Raw genomic sequence first — 16,616 nt, forward strand, 5'->3', positions numbered from 1 at the left:
ACTGAGCTTCATGGAGAAATAACGGCAGCGTGATCATTTTGGCTGGCCACCCACGAATTGGACTGCGCGCGCGCCATTTTCGATACCACGCTCAAGGCACTCTTCTACGGGCAGCCCCGCTGTCAGACCCGCAATGAAGCCCGCTGCAAAGGCATCCCCTGCACCTGTTGAATCGACTACGTTTACGATTGGGGCGGGCCGGCTGACGGCAATGCCGTCCTTGCCCCCTAAAGCCGCCCCGAACCGGCCGCGCTTGATCACGACCTGCTTGAACTGCGTCCCGAGAAAGCGCATCTGCGCGTCGAAATCGGCCGTGCCCGCCAGCATTTCCGCTTCGCTCTCATTGGCAAAGAGCCAGTCGGCTTCCCCGACCCAGGCAAGGAAGGTGCGCGGCCCCACCTCTTCGAGAAACCCGATCGAGGCGGGATCAATGGCAATCGGAATTTTGCGCTCGCGCGCCCGGCCGAGCAGCGATTGCACCGCGGCCCGCGGCCCCGGCGCGAAGAAACTATAGCCCGAGATCAGCACCAGCCCGGTTCCCTCAAGCAGGCTGTCGGGCAGATCTTCGGCAGAGAGGTTGAGATTGGCCCCGCGATCCGTGAGAAAACTACGCTCCCCGCTGGGATCGAGCAGCGTTACCAGGACGCCCGACCCCAATACCGGATCGCCCGCCAGCATCGGCGTCACGCCGCGCAGGCGAAAATGCCCCTCATGGCTGGCCTTGTCGACCATGCCGACGCGCGCCGCAAACACCACATCGGCCCCGGCTGCACCGAGCCACACGGCCTGATTGGCGCCTGAACCACCCGGCCGGCTTTCGATCGCCGCCCGCCGGTCAGAGCCGAACACGATCGGCCCCTCGGGCTTGACGATGACGTCGGTCATCACGTCGCCGACGACGAGGACTTTTTTGCTCATGCGCGGCGAACAGGTGCCTTGCCGGCCTGAAGATGCGCCAAAGCCACCGCGATATCGCCGGCTACCCGCGCGTTGTTCTTGACGAGCGCAATATTGGAGACGAGCGACTTGCCCCCCGTCAGCTCAAAGATGCGCTGCAACAGGAAGGGCGTCATGGCCTTGCCCTTGATCCCCTTGGCATCGGCATCGGCCAGTGCCTGAGTAATAAAGCCCTCGATGGCGCTCGCTTCCCAGGCGTCTGCTTCCGGAATGGGGTTGGCGATAAGAACCCCGCCCATGTCGAGATCGGACTGAATGGCGAGCATTTTTGCGACGCCCTCGGCATCGTCAAAGCGGTGATCGACGCCAAAGCCGCTTTCACGCGCCCAGAAGGCCGGGAAATGGTCGGTGCCGAACCCCAGCACCGGCACGCCATTGGTTTCAAGCACTTCCAGCGTCTTGGCGATATCGAGGATCGACTTGGCGCCCGCGCAAACCACCGTCACCGGCGTCTTGCCCAGCTCTTCGAGATCGGCCGAAATATCAAAGCTGTCCTCGGCGCCGCGATGCACGCCACCAATGCCGCCGGTGGCAAAGACCTTGATCCCGGCCAGCGCCGCAATCTGCATCGTCGTCGCAACCGTCGTTCCGGCCGTGGTCCCGCTCGCCAGCAACGCCGCAACGTCGCGACGGCTGGCCTTGGCGGCCTTATGGCCCTCCTGAGCGAGGCGTTCGAGGTCTTCTCCCGCAAGACCCACGCAGAGCCTTCCATCCATGATGGCGATGGTCGCCGGCACCGCGCCGGTTGCCCGCACCACATCCTCGACGTCCCGGGCCATTTCAAGGTTCTGCGGATAAGGCATGCCATGGGTGATGATGGTGGATTCAAGGGCCACCACGGCCTTGCCGACCGCCAGCGCCGCCCTCACGTCTGCCGATACTGAAAGATAGGCCTTGCCGCTCATCCGTGCCTCTTTGGAAACTGTTCGAGGCCCCATAAGGTCTGCCCCTGTTGCCAGCGCTTTTGCGCCCGGGCCGTTCTGCGGTCAACCCCTGCAAAAACTTCTGTTTGCCGGTCTTGTCGCTCTTAAAAAATGACTTTAGTTTGCATCTCGATCAGAGAGGGAAAGGGCACTTCGCTGACCAGATCTTTTGTTGATGGCGCGCCTGCCGCGCCTCGATGTCAGCCCGGCTCCGGGCCGGTCGCAGCGTTCGTGCCGGGCGTCGTTCGGCGTCCCCTGAAGACGTGTTCCCAATCATTCGCCAATTCTCCGCCGGGTTCTCAAAGATGAGGGCCCTGGCCTGAGCGCGGCTTGCCGCAAAGCCTCCCCTCCCCGCGAGGGTCACTATCCTCGATTTTCTACTTGGAGCTTCCACGTTATGAACAAGACGCTCGCCCTCGCCTTTGGTGCCCTGGTGGCTGCAAGCCCCGCTTTGGCCCAGGAGGAACCGGTCCTCAACGTCTATAATTGGTCCGACTATATTGCCGAAGACACCATCGCCAATTTCGAGGCGGAGACCGGCATCAAGGTCAATTACGACGTCTATGACAATAACGAGATCGTCGACGCCAAACTCCTCGCCGGCAATTCCGGCTATGACATCGTCGTGCCCTCGGGCAATTTCCTCGAACGCCAGATCAAGGCCGGCCTGATCCTGCCGCTCGACAAGTCCAAGCTGACCAACCTCGGCAATCTCGACCCCGCCGTCATGGCCACCGCCGCCGAGCAGGACCCGGACAATGCCCATGCCGTGCCCTATATGATCAATACGATCGGGCTCGGCTATAACACCGCCAAGGTGACCGCCGCCCTCGGCCCCGATGCCGATCTTGAAAGCTGGGACCTCCTGTTCAAGCCCGAGGTCGTCTCCAAGCTCGCCGGCTGCGGCGTCGCCGTGCTCGACAGCCCCTCCGAGGTCATCGGCATTGCGCTCCATTATCTTGGCCTCGATCCCAATTCGGAGAGCGCGGACGACCTCGCCAAGGCCGAAGCGCTGCTCAATTCGATCAAACCCTCGATCCGCTACTACCATTCGAGCCAGTACATCGATGATCTGGGCAATGGCGAAATCTGCCTCGCGCTCGGCTATTCCGGCGACATCTTCATTGCCGCCGACGCTGCCGCACAGGCCGCTCAGGGCAATGAGGTCACCTACCTGATCCCCAAGGAAGGCGCGGCGACGCTCTTTGACTTCCTCGCCATCCCGATCGATGCCCCGCATCCGGACAACGCCCACAAGTTCATCAACTACATCCTCGAACCCGAAGTCGTGGCCGCGATCACCAATTACGTGTTCTACGCCAACCCCAACCTGCCGGCGCTCGAATTCGTCGACGAGGAAGTCAAGTCCAACCCCGGCATCTACCCGCCCGCCGAGACCATCGCCAAGGCATTCGTCATGAAGGCGCATTCGCCTGACTTCGAAGAGGTCTTGACCCGCACCTGGACCCGCATCAAAACCGGCCAGTAATCTCTTATAGGGGCGGTTTTAATAGCCGCCCCTTTCACACTCGGATGCCGCCATGAAGAAGTCTCAGCAGCTCGCCGTCGATACCCGGCCATGGCGCGATACGGCCAATAACAAGCCGTTTGTCCGCATCAAGAACGTGACAAAAAAGTTCGGCGACGTGCTGGCCGTGCACGATGTCTCGCTCGACATCTACCGCTCCGAGCTTTTCTGCCTTCTCGGTGGCTCCGGCTCGGGCAAGTCGACGCTTCTGCGCATGCTGGCCGGCTTTGAGCAGCCGACCTCGGGCACCATCGAGATCGATGGCCAGGACATGACCGAAGTCCCCCCCTATAATCGCCCCGTCAACATGATGTTCCAGTCCTATGCGCTCTTCCCGCATATGTCGGTCGAACAGAACATCGCCTATGGCCTTAAACGCGACAATCTGGGGAAGGGCGAGATCAGCGATCGCGTCGCCGAGCTGCTGAGCCTTGTCAAACTGCAGGACTACGGTCGCCGCAAGCCGCACCAGCTGTCTGGTGGCCAGCGCCAGCGCGTCGCCTTGGCCCGCGCGCTCGCAAAACGTCCAAAACTCCTCCTTCTCGATGAACCCCTTGGCGCGCTCGACAAAAAGCTGCGCGAGGAAACCCAGTTCGAACTGGTCAAAATCCAGGAAAGCCTCGGCGTTACCTTCATCGTCGTGACCCACGATCAGGAAGAGGCGATGACCCTCGCCACCCGTATCGGGGTCATGAATCTCGGTGAAATCGCCATGGTGGGCGAGCCCACCGACATCTACGAATTCCCCAATTCCCGTTTCGTCGCCGGCTTCATCGGCTCGGCCAATATGGTCGAAGGCAAAGTCACCGAGGACGAGCCGGGCCATGTCCGCATCCGCTCGAGCGAACTCGGCTGCGATATCTATGTCGGCCACGGCGTCGATTGCGCGCCAGAACAAATTCTCTGGTGGGCCATCCGCCCCGAAAAGATGGTGCTGAGCCGCGAAAAACCTCTTACCCCCCATGATGCCAATGTCACCTCGGGCATTGTAGAGGAGATCGCCTACCTCGGGGATATCTCTTTGTATCAGGTAGCGCTCGAGAGCGGCAAACGCCTCCGTGTCAGCCAGACCAATTCGGTGCGCGGCAACCCCGATGCCATCACCTGGGACGAGAAAGTCTACATCACCTGGAGCGACAGCTCTGGTTCGGTGCTGACGGTATGAGCGCACAGCAAAGGGACCCCTCACCCGTCTGGCGCTGCGCGCCATCCACCCTCTCCCGCAAGGGGCGAGGGGAGGCTCCGTTCATTGGGAGGCAGAGTGCCCCCCTTCTCCCCTTGCGGGAGAAGGTGCCCGAAGGGCCACCGAATTCGCATTTGCGAATTTCGGTCGGGATGAGGGGTATTCTCGCGGGAGCCAACGCATGACCACCGCCCGCGACCCCACCATCCCCCCACCGCGGCGCCTCAAACCCTGGAACGCGGTCGAACGTGGCCTCGCCAAGGTCGGCATCTCCGGCCGCATGCTGGTGCTCGCCGCCCCGGTCCTGTGGCTCCTCGTCTTCTTCCTCATTCCGCTGGCCGTGGTTTTTGGCATTTCGCTGTCCACAAAACAGTTCGGCCGCCCGCCCTATTCGCCGCTGCTGACCACCGAAGAGGGCACGGTGCAGCTCACCCTGCATCTCAACAATTACATCCGCCTCTTCACCGACAATCTCTATATCGCGGCCTATCTGTCCTCGATCCGCATCGCCTTCATTTCGACGGTGATCACGCTGTTCGTCGGCTATCCCATGGCCTATGCCATAGCCCGCGCGCCCGACCGCTGGCGCAATATCCTCTTAATGCTGGTGATCCTCCCGTTCTTCACCTCATTCCTGCTGCGCGTTTATGCGCTGACCGGTTTCATGCGCGGCAATGGCGTCATCAACCAGTTTCTGGGCCTTTTCGGGCTGGAACCGCTGGTGATGATGCAGACCGATTTCGCCGTCTATGTCGGCATCGTCTACACCTACCTGCCCTTCATGATCCTGCCGCTCTATACGACGCTGGTGAAACTCGACGTGTCGCTGTTTGAGGCCTCGGCCGATCTCGGTGCCCGGCCGCTGCGGACCTTTCTCTCGGTGACGCTGCCGCTGTCGCTGCCCGGTATCATTGCCGGCTCCATGCTGGTCTTCATCCCGGCTATCGGCGAATATGTCATTCCCTCGCTTCTCGGCGGCCCCGAAACCCTGATGATCGGGCGCGTCCTCTGGGACGAATTCTTCACCGCCGCCAATTGGCCGCGTGCCGCCGCCGTCGCGGTCGCCATGCTCTTGGCTGTCGTCATTCCGATCATGCTGTTGCAGCGCGCCCAGAGCGCCGTGGTGGAGAGATAAGATGCGCCGTGGCTGGTTCCTTCCCATCGCAGCGGCCCTCGGGTTCTCGTTCCTTTATGCGCCCATCGTTTCGCTGGTCATTTTCTCCTTCAATGAGAGCCGCCTCGTGACCGTCTGGTCGGGCTTTTCGACCAAGTGGTATGGCGAACTGTTCCGCGACCCCCAGATGCTCAACGCCGCCTGGCTGAGCCTGCAGATCGGCGCGGTCAGCGCCACCATCGCTCTGGTGCTGGGCACGCTCGCAGCCGTCGCGCTGGTGCGCTTCCGCCGGTTCCGGGGGCGGACGCTGTTTTCGGGCATGGTATCGGCGCCATTGGTCATGCCCGACGTGATCACAGGCCTGTCGCTGCTGCTGCTGTTTGTCGCCATGGAGGGCTTTCTCGGCTGGCCGCAGGGCCGGGGCATGCTGACCATCATCCTTGCCCATTCCACCTTCTGCACCGCCTATGTCTGCGTCGTGGTGCAATCGCGCCTCGGCGATTTCGACCGCAGCCTCGAAGAAGCCGCCATGGACTTGGGCGCCAGCCCCCTCCGCACCTTTTTTGATATCACCCTGCCCATCATCGCCCCGGCTTTGGTCTCGGGCTGGCTGCTCGGTTTTACCCTCTCGCTCGACGATCTTGTTATCGCGAGCTTCGTTTCGGGCCCTGGCTCCTCGACGCTCCCCATGGTGATTTTTTCAAAAGTCCGTCTGGGCGTCTCGCCCGATGTCAATGCGCTTGCCACCATCATCATCGGCCTCGTGGCAACGGGCGTTCTTATTGCGACAATCATTCAGCTGCGTTCCAAGCCGAAAAAGGCGAAGGTCTAGATACACTTGTGACAGGCAAGTTGCTCCACCTGAGCAACATGCCCGTCACCAAATGGTCGCTTTCTCGCTTCAATTTGGAGATGACGAGAAGGAGAACCCTGTGACCCAGACGCCCTCCGACTACATCCGCAGCCATGGCCTCCTGCGCAAATATGGCTGGGGCCTCGCCATCATCGCCCTTGCAGGCCTTGCCAGCACGCTCAATGGCGACCCTGCATCGCTTCTGACCCTCAAGATGATGATTGCCATTCCGTTCGCCATCGCCGTGGCCTGGCTCCCCACCATATTCGATCCGGTCCGCTCCCGCCTTCCCTTCACCCCCAGCTTCGTGGAACGCAGTTTTCTCGAGGGACTTTATTGGCCCTCGGCGTCAATATCGCCAGCTGGACGCCCGATTACACCCCGCTTCGCATGGTCGTTACCGTTACTATCACCACCCTGATTTATTTCGGCCTCCAGTCTCTGGCCTATAGCGTCATCGAGCGCAGCAGACGCAAATAGAAGGGGCCATTCATTTGTGAGGCCCCCAAACGCACTCCTGCCTTTTTGCAGATCGGCCAAATGCGATCCCGTGGTCTTCCAGAGTCTCGGGCGACCGGCGCCCCGACGGCAGCCCTTGCCATAAAATGTTTCGCCCCCCGCAAAACTGCAGATCTATCCCCCTCCTCTGCCTGATGCCCATCCCCACCGGCTGTCATCGTGTTTTTTGGGGGGCGCCAGATCGACTTATCCATCTTATCCCCGCCCCCAAAATCTCATGCCAATATCTGCCCATTCCGCCAGTCACGCGGCCCCTACGCAGGGCCGGGCGGAATGACCGGTGGAAGGGGGCGCCTTTCCGGGTGGGGTGAATTCGGCAGCCGCGCCTTCCGGATCCGTGACGGGCGGCCTTTGGCTCCCAATGTACTATACGGATCGAGCCAATGGCCGCCCGTTACCCGTGTACCCGCGACGCCGAAAGGCCGGGCGGATTTTCGTGTTGCCGGAGCAACATCCGATCGCGTGAAAGTTTTGTGACTAGACAGACCCGGCGAACGGGCGCAGTCTTTCCTCATGTTCAACCAACTTTAAGGAGGTGATCCAGTGTCTTTTGAGAATGCGGTACTCGAAGCAGGTCTGGGATTGAAGGTGATGTCGCGGAGTGATCTCTGCTAGCACCAACCTCCTAGGCCCTCGAGGCCTATGACTCAGGGAAGGGCTGCTCATACGGGCGGCCCTTTTCCTTTTCTGGCAGGCGAGGCTTGACGACAGGGCACAAGCCATTGATACCGCTGGCCGTCACCTTCCTCGGAGGCCCGCCTTGTCCTCGGCCAATTTCGTCCTGACCCTTTCCTGCACCGACCGCCCCGGCATCGTCGCCGCGGTAACCACGGAGCTGGCGGCGCTCAACGCCAATATCGCTGAGTCCAACCAGTTCTGGGACAAGGAAACCGGCCGCTTCTTCATGCGCCTCGCCTTCACCGCGCCGCAAGGCGTCGGCCGCGAGAGCATCGAAAAGGCGCTGAAATCGCCGATCGAGCGTTTTGACATGAAGACGGCGCTGAGCGACGAGAGCCGCCGCAAGCAGATCGTCATTCTGGTCTCAAAGTTCGACCATACCCTCTTGCACCTGCTCTACCAGATCCGCGTCGGCTGGCTCGACGCCGATGTGGCCGCGGTGATTTCCAATCACGAAGACGCCCGCAAGATCGCCGAAGACGCCGGCATCGCCTTCCATTATCTGCCGGTGACCAAGGACACCAAGGCGAGCCAGGAAGCCCAGGTGCTCGATATCGTCAAGCAGGTTGGCGCCGATCTCGTCGTTCTCGCCCGCTATATGCAGGTGCTCTCGGACAATCTCTCCACCCGGCTTTTCGGCCAGGTGATCAATATTCACCACTCGTTTCTGCCCAGTTTCAAGGGCGCAAAACCCTATCATCAGGCGCATGAGCGGGGGGTGAAGATCATCGGCGCCACGGCGCATTATGTGACACCCGATCTCGACGAAGGCCCGATCATCGAGCAGGAAACCGCCCGGGTCACCCACGTCATGAGCCCCGACGACCTCGTCGCCGCCGGCCGCGACATCGAAAGCCGGGTACTGGCCCGCGCGGTAAAACTGCACTTGGAAAGCCGGGTCATGCTCAACGGCAAGAAGACGGTGGTGTTTGGCTGAAACGGCCGTGTCGCAGTAGCCCTCATGGTGAGGTGCTTTGCTCTTGCAAAGCCTCGAGCCACGGGGGCGTGGCGCCAAAGCATCGGGGCACGTCCTCGTGGTTCGAGGCTACGCTGCGCTTCGCGCCTCACCATGAGGACTGCTGATGTATCCCCGTTCAGATTGAACCTGAAACGCGCTAAGCCAGCCTAAACGCGTAGCGTTTAGGCGACTTCGTCGATCGGCAGGTCTTCGAGATTGAGAGAGTCTGCAAGGCTCGTGCTGTCGAGCACCGCGCGCGTAGCGAGCGTGACGCGCTCGAAGACGTGGCGGATTTCGCAGGAGCTCTCGTCCTTGCAATCCTCGCATTTGCGATAGGCGATCTTTGAGAGGCACGGCAAAGGCGCGATCGGCCCGTCGATCAGCCGCAGCACTTCGCCATACATGATCTCTTCGGGCGCCTTGACCAGCTCATAGCCGCCCATGCGGCCGCGCCGGCTGGTGACAAGGCCGGCGCGCTTCAATTCGAGGAGAATCTGCTCGAGGAACTTTTTCGGGATCGCCTGATCGCGGGAAATCTCGCCGATCATGCGGCTTTCGCCGCGCCCGGCCCGGGCCAGCGCCACCAGGGCTCTCAGCGCATATTTGGCCTTTTGCGACATCATGGCCCGGCCTACTCCCTCGGCTCCGGTTTCACGACTGGCACATCCGGCTCCGGTTTTTTGGTCTCTTCGGGCTCGGGCTCGAGGGCAGCGTCGACGACCTCGCCCGGCTCCACAACGACCGCTTCATCCACAGCTTCAGGTGTATCATCCGTCGCAACGGGCCCGCTAACTTCATCGGCCGCCGCCACCTCGACCACAGCCTCTTCTGGCGTTTCGTCAGAACTTATCCCCGGCGCCTCCGGCGGCAGTATAATCACCTCGTCGATGGCAGGTGGAGCCCCGCCAATGGAGGGCGTGTCCTCGGTCTTGGCTTCTGCTTCAACGGGGTTCTCGGCCGGTTCGACGACGACCAGTTCGGCCGGGGGCACCTCTGCCATGTCCGGTTCCGGCGCGGGCGGCGGCAGTTCGATGACGGCAGGCGCTTCCACCACAGGGATCGCTTCCACCACGGGGATCGCCTCGACTGGGGCTTCCGGCTCCGTAGTTGCTTCGGGCTCCGCCGGCGTTTCGGCGACGACTGCGGGCATGGGAATGACCGGCTCGGCCACCGTTACGATCGCGGCGGCCTGGGCCAGAATATTCTCGCTGGGCGGCAGGGGGCCGGCGGCTTCTTCCGGCAGAGGCATTGCCAGGGCTTCATCGCGCAGCAGCGCCAAAATGCCCTTGCCGATTTCGCGCTCGCCGCGAATGACGATCGAGGCGCCGAGACCGCGGAGGAAATCCTCCTCTTCCTCGGAATAGGCGCGGGCAATGATGCTGATATTGGGATTGAGCTTGCGGCCGCTCTCGCAGACGGTGCCGGCCTCAAAGGCGTTGGAAATGGCAATAAGCAGATTCTTGGCTTGGCCGAGATTGGCCAGTTTCAATGTGTTCTGGCTGGCCGCATTGCCATAGATGACCTCAAGGCCCGCCGCGCGCGCCGCAGCCACGTCATGATCGGAATCCTCGATCACGACGATATCGCGGCCCACCGCCTTGAGCCCGTCGGCAACGATGCGGCCCACCTGACCATAGCCGACGAGCACGGAATGGCCGGTCACGCTCAGGGGTTCAACGAGATCGTCATCCGGCCCCGGCGCGCCGCGCTCGATGGCCGCTTCACGCGGCATGTCGGTGGTTGCCGGGCCATTGGCTGCAGCGGAGAGATCGCCCGGCTCGACCCGGATATCGGGACCACCGGCCACCGCCACGCGGGCGCCGAAGCGGGTTTCAACGCCCGGACGCGCCCGTTCGAGCAACCAGAAGACGATCGGGTTGAGCACGATGGAAATCAGCGCGCCGGCCAGGATCAGGTCCTGCCCCTCTTCGGGCAGAATGGCGAGGCTGACGCCCATGCTGGCGAGGATGAAAGAGAATTCGCCGATCTGCGCCAGGCTTGCCGAAATGGTCAGCGCCGTGCCCGCCGGACGGCGGAACAACAGCACGATGGCAAAGGCGGCGAGCGACTTGCCGATAACGATGATGAACACCGTCGCCAACACCGGCAGCGGATTGGTGACGATGATGGAGGGGTCGAACAGCATGCCGACCGAGACGAAGAACAAGACCGCAAAAGCGTCGCGCAGCGGCAGGGTTTCGTTGGCGGCGCGATGGCTGAGTTCGCTCTCGGAAAGGATCATGCCGGCAAAGAAGGCGCCGAGCGCCAGGGAGACGCCGAACAGCACCGAGGAACCCAGAGCCACGCCCAGCGCGATGGCGAGGACAGCGAGGCGGAAAAGCTCACGGCTGCCGGTATGGGCGGTAAAATGCAGCGCCCAGGGGATTACGCGACGCCCCACGATCAGCATGAAACCGACGAAAGCGGCAAGCTTGATCAGCGTGATGGCGAGAACGCCCCAGATGCCGACCTCGGCATTGAGAATGCGCTCGACAAAGGAAACGAAGGGATCGTGCACCCCGGTATCCGCGCCATTGAGGCCGGCAAAGGCCGGGATCAGCACCAGGGCAAGCACCATGGCGAGATCTTCGACGATCAACCAGCCGACGGCGATGCGCCCGCGCTCACTTTCGATCAGACGCCGGTCCTGCAGTGCCTTGAGCAGCACGACGGTCGAGGCGACCGAGAGCGCCAGACCGAAGAGCAGCGAACCACCAAGATCCCAGCCGAGCATCAGGCCTAGGCCGGCACCCAAGGCTGTGGCCACCGCGATCTGGGCGATGGCGCCGGGAATGGCGAGCGCCCGCACGCTCATCAGGTCTTTGAGCGAGAAATGGAGGCCCACCCCAAACATGAGGAGGATGACGCCAAGTTCGGCCAGTTCGGCGCCCAGCGCCTGATTGGCCACAAAGCCCGGCGTATAGGGACCGGCGAGCACGCCGGCAAAAAGATAGCCGACAAGCGGCGGCAGTTTGAGCCGATTGGCCAGCATGCCGAAGATATAGGCCAGCACCAAACCCGCGACGATCGTGGTGATCAGGGGGGTATCGTGGTGCATCGGCTGTCCTCCGGGGCGAGAAACTCTAGTATGATGATGGGGTATCACCGGGCCAGGCGCAAGAAGGAAAGACCTCGGCAGATCAATCCCTTGGCCGCGCCTGGCCAGAAACTCTAGAGAGAGGGCAAACTTGGCTGAACTGTGACTTCAGCTGATGATGGTGATGCGCTCGGCGGCGCGGGTAATGCCGGTATAGAGCCAGCGGGCCCGCTCTTCGCGAAACACGAAACTCTCGTCGAACAGATAGACATTGTCCCACTGGCTGCCCTGCGCCTTATGGACGGTGAGGCAGTAGCCGAAGGTGAACTCGTCGAACTGCCGCCGCTCGGTCCAGGCCATGCTTTCTTCTTCGCCCGCGAAGAAGGCCTTGTGGGTGAGAACCTTGGCTTCGCCCTTGCCCTCGTCATCGGCCAACATCAGCGACCATTTGCCGTTCGAGCGGCGGGTGGCATCGGTGACGATCCAGATCTGGCCGTTGAGCAGCTTTTTGCGCGGATTGTTGCGCAGGCACACCATGCGGTCGCCGACCACCGGCTCGTGGAACGGCAGACCCTTCAACTCGCGCAGCCGGTCATTATAGGTGAGGCGTGTCTTGTTGCGACCCACCAGCACCTGATCGGCCTCGAGCACGGCATCGCGATCGACCTTGTCGCGGCCGATGACAATGCTCTCGCCATAGCGGCCATGTTCGAGAAAGCCACCTTCGCGCACCGCCATCGAAAGCTGAATGATCGGGTTGTCGGCCGCCTGGCGGTGAATTTCGGTGAGCATGACATCGGGCTCTTCGGTGGTGAAGAAACCCGCGCCCTGTACCGGCGGCAGCTGGAACGGATCGCCGAGCACCAGGATTTTGACCCCGAACGAGAGGAGATCGGCGCCCAATTGCTCGTCGACCATCGACACCTCGTCGATGACGATCAAATCGGCATCAGCCGCCGGGCTTTCGGGATCGAGCACGAAGCGCGGCTCGCCCTCTTTTTCGGAGACCAGCGTATAGATCAGCGAGTGGATGGTCTGTGCGCCCTTGCAGCCGCGTTTTCGCATCACCAAAGCGGCCTTGCCGGTGAAGGCGGCATATTTGACCGAGCGGATGTCCTGCGCCAGATGCACGGCAAGCGTCGACTTGCCGGTGCCGGCCCAGCCGAACAGGCGAAAAACCTGCGGACCATTCTTGTCCCGAAGCCACCTGGAGACGGCAATCAGCGCCGCGTCCTGCTGTCCCGACCAGACCGGTGTCGTCATCAGGCAATCACCGTCCGAACCTTGCCGACGCCGGCGATTTCGCCCTCGATGACGTCGCCCCTAACGACGGCACCAACCCCGGCAGGGGTGCCGGTCATGATGATGTCACCCGCCTTGAGGGTGACGAACTGGCTAAGAAAAGCGATGGTTTCGGCAACGCTCCAGATCTGGTCGCCGAGATCGCCGCGCTGGCGCTCGCTGCCATTGACGGAGAGGGTAATGGCGCCTTTGTCCGGGTGGCCGATGGCGCTGGCTGGCTCGATCGTGCCGATGGGGGCGGACTGGTCAAAACCCTTGGCCATTTCCCATGGGCGGCCGGCTTTCTTAGCAATCGCCTGCAGATCGCGCCGCGTCATGTCGAGCCCGCAAGCATAGCCATAGACGTGATCGAGCGCGGTCTCGACCGCGATATCTGCCCCGTCCTTGCCCACGGCAACGACCAGCTCTACCTCGTGATGGAAATCAGACGTTTGCGGCGGATAGGGAATGGCGGCGCCACCGACGACGACCGCATCGGCGGGCTTGGCAAAAAAGAACGGCGGATCGCGCACGTCATTGCCCATTTCCTTGATGTGCTCGGCATAATTGCGGCCGACGCAATAGACGCGGCGCACGGCAAAGAGCCCGCCGCGCGCAATGGGAATGGAAACCGGCGCATGCGGCTCGAACAGAAAATCAGCCACGTTTGAACTCCTCAGCATAGGGCCCGATCAGGTCGCGATCGACAGGCCCCAACCGGTCCTGAGCACTAAACGACTGGTGCCAATATGGATAGAGCAGCGGCGGACGGCTGACATCGTCAAGACGCTGCCGCTCCTCGGCACTGAGGACGAAACTCGCCGCAGCGATATTGTCGCGGAATTGGCTCTCATTGCGCCCGCCGATAACAACCGAGGTAACGCCGGGCCGGCCGAGCAGCCAAGAGAGCGCCACCTGCGCGCCAGAGACGCCCCGCGCTTCGGCAATGGCCACCAGCGTATCGATGCCCGAATAGAGCTTTTCCCAATCATAGACCGGCGGCTCGCGGAACCCACCGACATGACGGCCGGATGCAGGCTCGCTGTCGCGCCGGTATTTACCCGACAGTAATCCACCGGCGAGCGGCGACCAGACGAGAATGCCGAGGCCCTGATCCTGCGATACCGGTACCAGTTCATATTCGGCGTCGCGGCTATGGAGGGAATAGTGGATTTGCTGGGAGACAAAGCGGGCGCCCTGCCGTTTGTCGGCGGCCATCAACGCCTTCATCATGTGCCAGCCCGAATAATTGGAACAGCCGATATAGCGCACGTGACCATGGCGAACGAGCGTATCGAGCGCTTCCATGGTCTCTTCAATGGGCGTTCTGCCGTCCCATTCGTGCACCTGATAGAGGTCGATCACATCGGTCTTGAGCCGCCGCAAACTGGCCTTGCACTGCTCGATGATATGGTGACGCGACAGGCCAATGTCGTTGGGCCCGTCGCCCATCTTGAAGCGCACTTTGGTCGCGATCAGCGCTTTTTGGCGGCGGCCATTCTCTTTCAGAATGTCGCCCAGAATTTCTTCCGAGACCCCGGCATTATAGACGTTGGCCGTATCATAGAGATTGATGCCGGCATCGAGGCACATATCGACCTGCCGCGCCGCATCGGCCGGGCTGGTATTGCCGATCTTCTCGCTGCCGCCAAAGGTCATGGTGCCCATGGTGAGGACCGAGACTTTGAGGCCCGATCGTCCGAGATAGCGATACTCCATCGGCATTCCTCCTTTGTTCTCCTGCAACAGGGCTAAAGAATTGCGGGATTCGGGTCAATCTGGCAGTTGCTAATTCCCTTGCCTCGCTGGCGCCGAAACGGCTAAGCCGGCATGGCCAGCGGGGTTCAAAACCATGTCGGATGCCATCGAAAACGTCCTTGCCACCTGCCATTGCGGCGCCGTTTCGATCCGCCTGCCAAAGGCACCCACCGAAATCACGCATTGCAATTGCAGTCTGTGCCGCCGCTATGGCGTGCTTTGGGCCTATTACGCCATTGCCGACGTGGTGATCGAAACCAAAAGCCCCACCGGCACCTATGCCTGGGGCGGCAAGAACGTCGATTTCCATCGCTGCTCGGGCTGCGGCTGCGTGACCCACTGGTATCCGCGCAAGGCCGGCCGGGAAAACCTCGGCATCAATGCAAGGCTCCTCGAACCAAAACTCCTCGCGGCGGCCGATATACGCTACAAGGATTCGGCGGGTACCGGTCTCTTCAATTGACCACGCCTATTTCCTGAAAGCCTTCGCCGTGCGCCCCCAATCCATTCTCGTTCCCGTTCTGCTCGTCACGCTCGGCATGGTGTTTACCCAGACCGGGGCCAGCTTTGCCAAAATGCTGTTTCCCATGGTCGGCGCCAATGGGGCGACGGCGCTGCGCCTGACGCTTGCGGCGATCGTGCTGGTCGTGGTGTTCCGTCCCTGGCGCTATCGGCTCGACAAAAAGCAATGGCGGGCGGTGCTGCTCTATGGCGTCGTCATGGGGGCGATGAATCTGTTCTTTTATGCCGCGCTTGAGCACATTCCGCTTGGCATTGCCGTGGCGCTCGAATTTACCGGGCCGCTGGCGGTGGCGTTGTTCGGCGCGCGAAAGCCGATGGATTTCGTCTGGATTGCCCTCGCGGTTTCCGGCTTTGCCATGCTCCTGCCCTGGACCGGATTTGCCGGGGATATTTCCCCGCTCGGCATTGGTCTGGCGCTCTGTGCGGGCGCCTGTTGGGCGGGCTATATCATTTTCGGGCAAAAGGCTGGCACGGGCGGCGGCCCCCATATCGCCGCGCTCGGCGTCGCGACGGCGGCGCTCATTGCGCTACCCTTCGGCATTGCCAGCGCTGGCACGGCCTTGATCGACCCAGCAATCCTGCCGCTTGGTTTTGCGGTCGCCCTGCTCTCGAGCGCCATTCCCTATGCGCTCGATATGGTGGCCCTGCCCCATATTCCGGCCCGGCTCTTCGGCATTTTGATGAGCGGACAACCGGCGCTGGCGGCGCTTTCGGGCCTTGTGATTCTGGGCGAAAGGCTGACCCCGGGACAGGTCGCGGGCATGGCGGCGATCATCGTCGCCTCGATCGGCGCCACAGCGACCATTACGCGCCCGGCCAAGGCGACGACACCCTAAAGACTGGATTTTCGCGCCGCGATGGGCATAGTGCGTGCCCGGGGGAGGAAGGTGCAACATGCTCTACGCCGTATTGTGCTACAATGACGAGAAGGCCGTTTCCACCTGGACCGAGGAGGAGGACGCCGCTTGCATGGCAAGGCTCGGCAAGGTTCAGGACGAATTGCGCCATGACGGCCGGCTCGGCCCCGTCGTGCGTCTCCAAAACACCACCGAAGCCAAGACCCTGCGCAAGGCCAATGGCGAGCACGTGGTTTTTGACGGTCCATTCGCCGAGACCAAGGAACAGTTTTTGGGTTTTTACGTCGCCGATGTCGACACCATCGAGGAGGCCGTGAACTTCGCCAAAAAGCTGGCCGTGGCCAATCCGGGTCTCGGGTCCTATGAAATCCGCCCGCTCCGGGTCTATTTGCCGAGCGCCCTGCTCGGCGATGCGGCGATTGCCGAACCGGCCGAGTAAGCAGGCTCT

The 16,616-nt window shown here is 61.9% G+C and carries 15 protein-coding genes and 1 pseudogene; 9 read left to right on the top strand and 7 right to left on the bottom strand.

Annotation, left to right across the window (positions count from 1 at the left end; all coding sequences use genetic code 11):
* Positions 1-33: 33 nt before the first annotated feature.
* Together ASD83_RS17805 and ASD83_RS17810 are read right to left on the bottom strand one after the other, a co-directional pair.
* A complete protein-coding gene (locus tag ASD83_RS17805) occupies positions 34-918 on the bottom strand; it encodes a carbohydrate kinase family protein (RefSeq protein WP_056313500.1) in 885 nt (294 codons plus the stop codon).
* Positions 915-1,862 (bottom strand): pseudouridine-5'-phosphate glycosidase, encoded by a 948-nt coding sequence (locus ASD83_RS17810; RefSeq protein ID WP_056313502.1) that lies wholly within the window; start codon positions 1,860-1,862, stop codon positions 915-917. Before ASD83_RS17810 ends, ASD83_RS17805 begins: the two co-directional genes overlap by 4 nt.
* Before the next feature lie 415 nt (positions 1,863-2,277).
* Between ASD83_RS17810 and ASD83_RS17815 the strand changes: the two genes are divergently transcribed.
* The 6 genes from ASD83_RS17815 (at position 2,278) to purU (ending at position 8,692) form a co-directional block, all read left to right on the top strand.
* Positions 2,278-3,369, top strand: coding sequence for a polyamine ABC transporter substrate-binding protein (locus ASD83_RS17815; RefSeq protein ID WP_056313505.1), 1,092 nt, complete (start codon positions 2,278-2,280; stop codon positions 3,367-3,369).
* Between the two features lie 52 nt (positions 3,370-3,421).
* Positions 3,422-4,573: an ABC transporter ATP-binding protein gene (locus ASD83_RS17820; protein WP_056313506.1), complete on the top strand. Its 1,152-nt coding sequence runs from the start codon at positions 3,422-3,424 to the stop codon at positions 4,571-4,573.
* 298 nt (positions 4,574-4,871) lie between these two features.
* Positions 4,872-5,726: an ABC transporter permease subunit gene (locus ASD83_RS17825; protein ID WP_244489239.1), complete on the top strand. Its 855-nt coding sequence runs from the start codon at positions 4,872-4,874 to the stop codon at positions 5,724-5,726.
* 1 nt (position 5,727) lies between these two features.
* The gene (locus ASD83_RS17830) at positions 5,728-6,537 is read left to right on the top strand and encodes an ABC transporter permease subunit (protein WP_056313510.1); all 810 of its coding nucleotides are present in this window, start codon (positions 5,728-5,730) and stop codon (positions 6,535-6,537) included.
* 100 nt (positions 6,538-6,637) lie between these two features.
* Positions 6,638-6,979: a hypothetical protein gene (locus ASD83_RS17835; RefSeq protein ID WP_156386037.1), complete on the top strand. Its 342-nt coding sequence runs from the start codon at positions 6,638-6,640 to the stop codon at positions 6,977-6,979.
* 858 nt (positions 6,980-7,837) lie between these two features.
* Complete coding sequence (gene purU, locus ASD83_RS17840) at positions 7,838-8,692, top strand: formyltetrahydrofolate deformylase (RefSeq protein ID WP_056313513.1); 855 nt, start codon at positions 7,838-7,840, stop codon at positions 8,690-8,692.
* A 203-nt stretch (positions 8,693-8,895) separates the two neighbouring features.
* Here purU and ASD83_RS17845 read toward each other — a convergent pair whose 3' ends face one another.
* The 5 genes and pseudogenes from ASD83_RS17845 to ASD83_RS17865 all read right to left on the bottom strand — a co-directional run bounded on the left by ASD83_RS17845 (position 8,896) and on the right by ASD83_RS17865 (position 14,750).
* Complete coding sequence (locus tag ASD83_RS17845; RefSeq protein ID WP_056313515.1) at positions 8,896-9,336, bottom strand: RrF2 family transcriptional regulator; 441 nt, start codon at positions 9,334-9,336, stop codon at positions 8,896-8,898.
* Between the two features lie 626 nt (positions 9,337-9,962).
* A pseudogene (locus ASD83_RS17850) lies at positions 9,963-11,771 on the bottom strand (cation:proton antiporter); the annotation flags it as partial.
* Between the two features lie 147 nt (positions 11,772-11,918).
* Positions 11,919-13,013, bottom strand: coding sequence for an ATP-dependent DNA helicase (locus tag ASD83_RS17855; RefSeq protein WP_056313517.1), 1,095 nt, complete (start codon positions 13,011-13,013; stop codon positions 11,919-11,921).
* Positions 13,013-13,714, bottom strand: coding sequence for a fumarylacetoacetate hydrolase family protein (locus tag ASD83_RS17860; RefSeq protein WP_056313519.1), 702 nt, complete (start codon positions 13,712-13,714; stop codon positions 13,013-13,015). The genes ASD83_RS17855 and ASD83_RS17860 overlap by 1 nt, the downstream gene beginning before the upstream one ends.
* Positions 13,689-14,750, bottom strand: a complete 1,062-nt coding sequence (locus ASD83_RS17865; protein WP_056314048.1) for an aldo/keto reductase — start codon at positions 14,748-14,750, stop codon at positions 13,689-13,691. The genes ASD83_RS17860 and ASD83_RS17865 overlap by 26 nt, the downstream gene beginning before the upstream one ends.
* A gap of 133 nt (positions 14,751-14,883) precedes the next feature.
* On the opposite strand from ASD83_RS17865, the gene ASD83_RS17870 reads away from it, so the two are divergent.
* From ASD83_RS17870 to ASD83_RS17880, 3 genes are read left to right on the top strand one after another with little or no spacing between them, the layout of a single operon-like run.
* A complete protein-coding gene (locus tag ASD83_RS17870) occupies positions 14,884-15,252 on the top strand; it encodes a GFA family protein (RefSeq protein ID WP_056313521.1) in 369 nt (122 codons plus the stop codon).
* A 28-nt stretch (positions 15,253-15,280) separates the two neighbouring features.
* Positions 15,281-16,147, top strand: coding sequence for an EamA family transporter (locus ASD83_RS17875; protein WP_244489231.1), 867 nt, complete (start codon positions 15,281-15,283; stop codon positions 16,145-16,147).
* Positions 16,148-16,205: 58 nt separating this feature from the next.
* A complete protein-coding gene (locus ASD83_RS17880; protein WP_056313523.1) occupies positions 16,206-16,607 on the top strand; it encodes a YciI family protein in 402 nt (133 codons plus the stop codon).
* The last annotated feature ends 9 nt before the right edge of the window (positions 16,608-16,616 follow it).

It is taken from the genome of Devosia sp. Root685 (genome assembly GCF_001427875.1).
In the GTDB taxonomy this organism is placed as follows: domain Bacteria; phylum Pseudomonadota; class Alphaproteobacteria; order Rhizobiales; family Devosiaceae; genus Devosia.

Excerpts from the sequence above, each read along its gene's own strand:
- ASD83_RS17805 (WP_056313500.1), bottom strand. The coding sequence starts at position 918 with ATGAGCAAAAAAGTCCTCGTCGTCGGCGACGTGATGACCGACGTCATC.
- ASD83_RS17810 (WP_056313502.1), bottom strand. The coding sequence starts at position 1,862 with ATGAGCGGCAAGGCCTATCTTTCAGTATCGGCAGACGTGAGGGCGGCG.
- ASD83_RS17815 (WP_056313505.1), top strand. The coding sequence starts at position 2,278 with ATGAACAAGACGCTCGCCCTCGCCTTTGGTGCCCTGGTGGCTGCAAGC.
- ASD83_RS17820 (WP_056313506.1), top strand. The coding sequence starts at position 3,422 with ATGAAGAAGTCTCAGCAGCTCGCCGTCGATACCCGGCCATGGCGCGAT.
- ASD83_RS17825 (WP_244489239.1), top strand. The coding sequence starts at position 4,872 with ATGCTGGTGCTCGCCGCCCCGGTCCTGTGGCTCCTCGTCTTCTTCCTC.
- ASD83_RS17830 (WP_056313510.1), top strand. The coding sequence starts at position 5,728 with ATGCGCCGTGGCTGGTTCCTTCCCATCGCAGCGGCCCTCGGGTTCTCG.
- ASD83_RS17845 (WP_056313515.1), bottom strand. The coding sequence starts at position 9,336 with ATGATGTCGCAAAAGGCCAAATATGCGCTGAGAGCCCTGGTGGCGCTG.
- ASD83_RS17855 (WP_056313517.1), bottom strand. The coding sequence starts at position 13,013 with ATGACGACACCGGTCTGGTCGGGACAGCAGGACGCGGCGCTGATTGCC.
- ASD83_RS17860 (WP_056313519.1), bottom strand. The coding sequence starts at position 13,714 with ATGCTGAGGAGTTCAAACGTGGCTGATTTTCTGTTCGAGCCGCATGCG.
- ASD83_RS17865 (WP_056314048.1), bottom strand. The coding sequence starts at position 14,750 with ATGGAGTATCGCTATCTCGGACGATCGGGCCTCAAAGTCTCGGTCCTC.
- ASD83_RS17870 (WP_056313521.1), top strand. The coding sequence starts at position 14,884 with ATGTCGGATGCCATCGAAAACGTCCTTGCCACCTGCCATTGCGGCGCC.
- ASD83_RS17880 (WP_056313523.1), top strand. The coding sequence starts at position 16,206 with ATGCTCTACGCCGTATTGTGCTACAATGACGAGAAGGCCGTTTCCACC.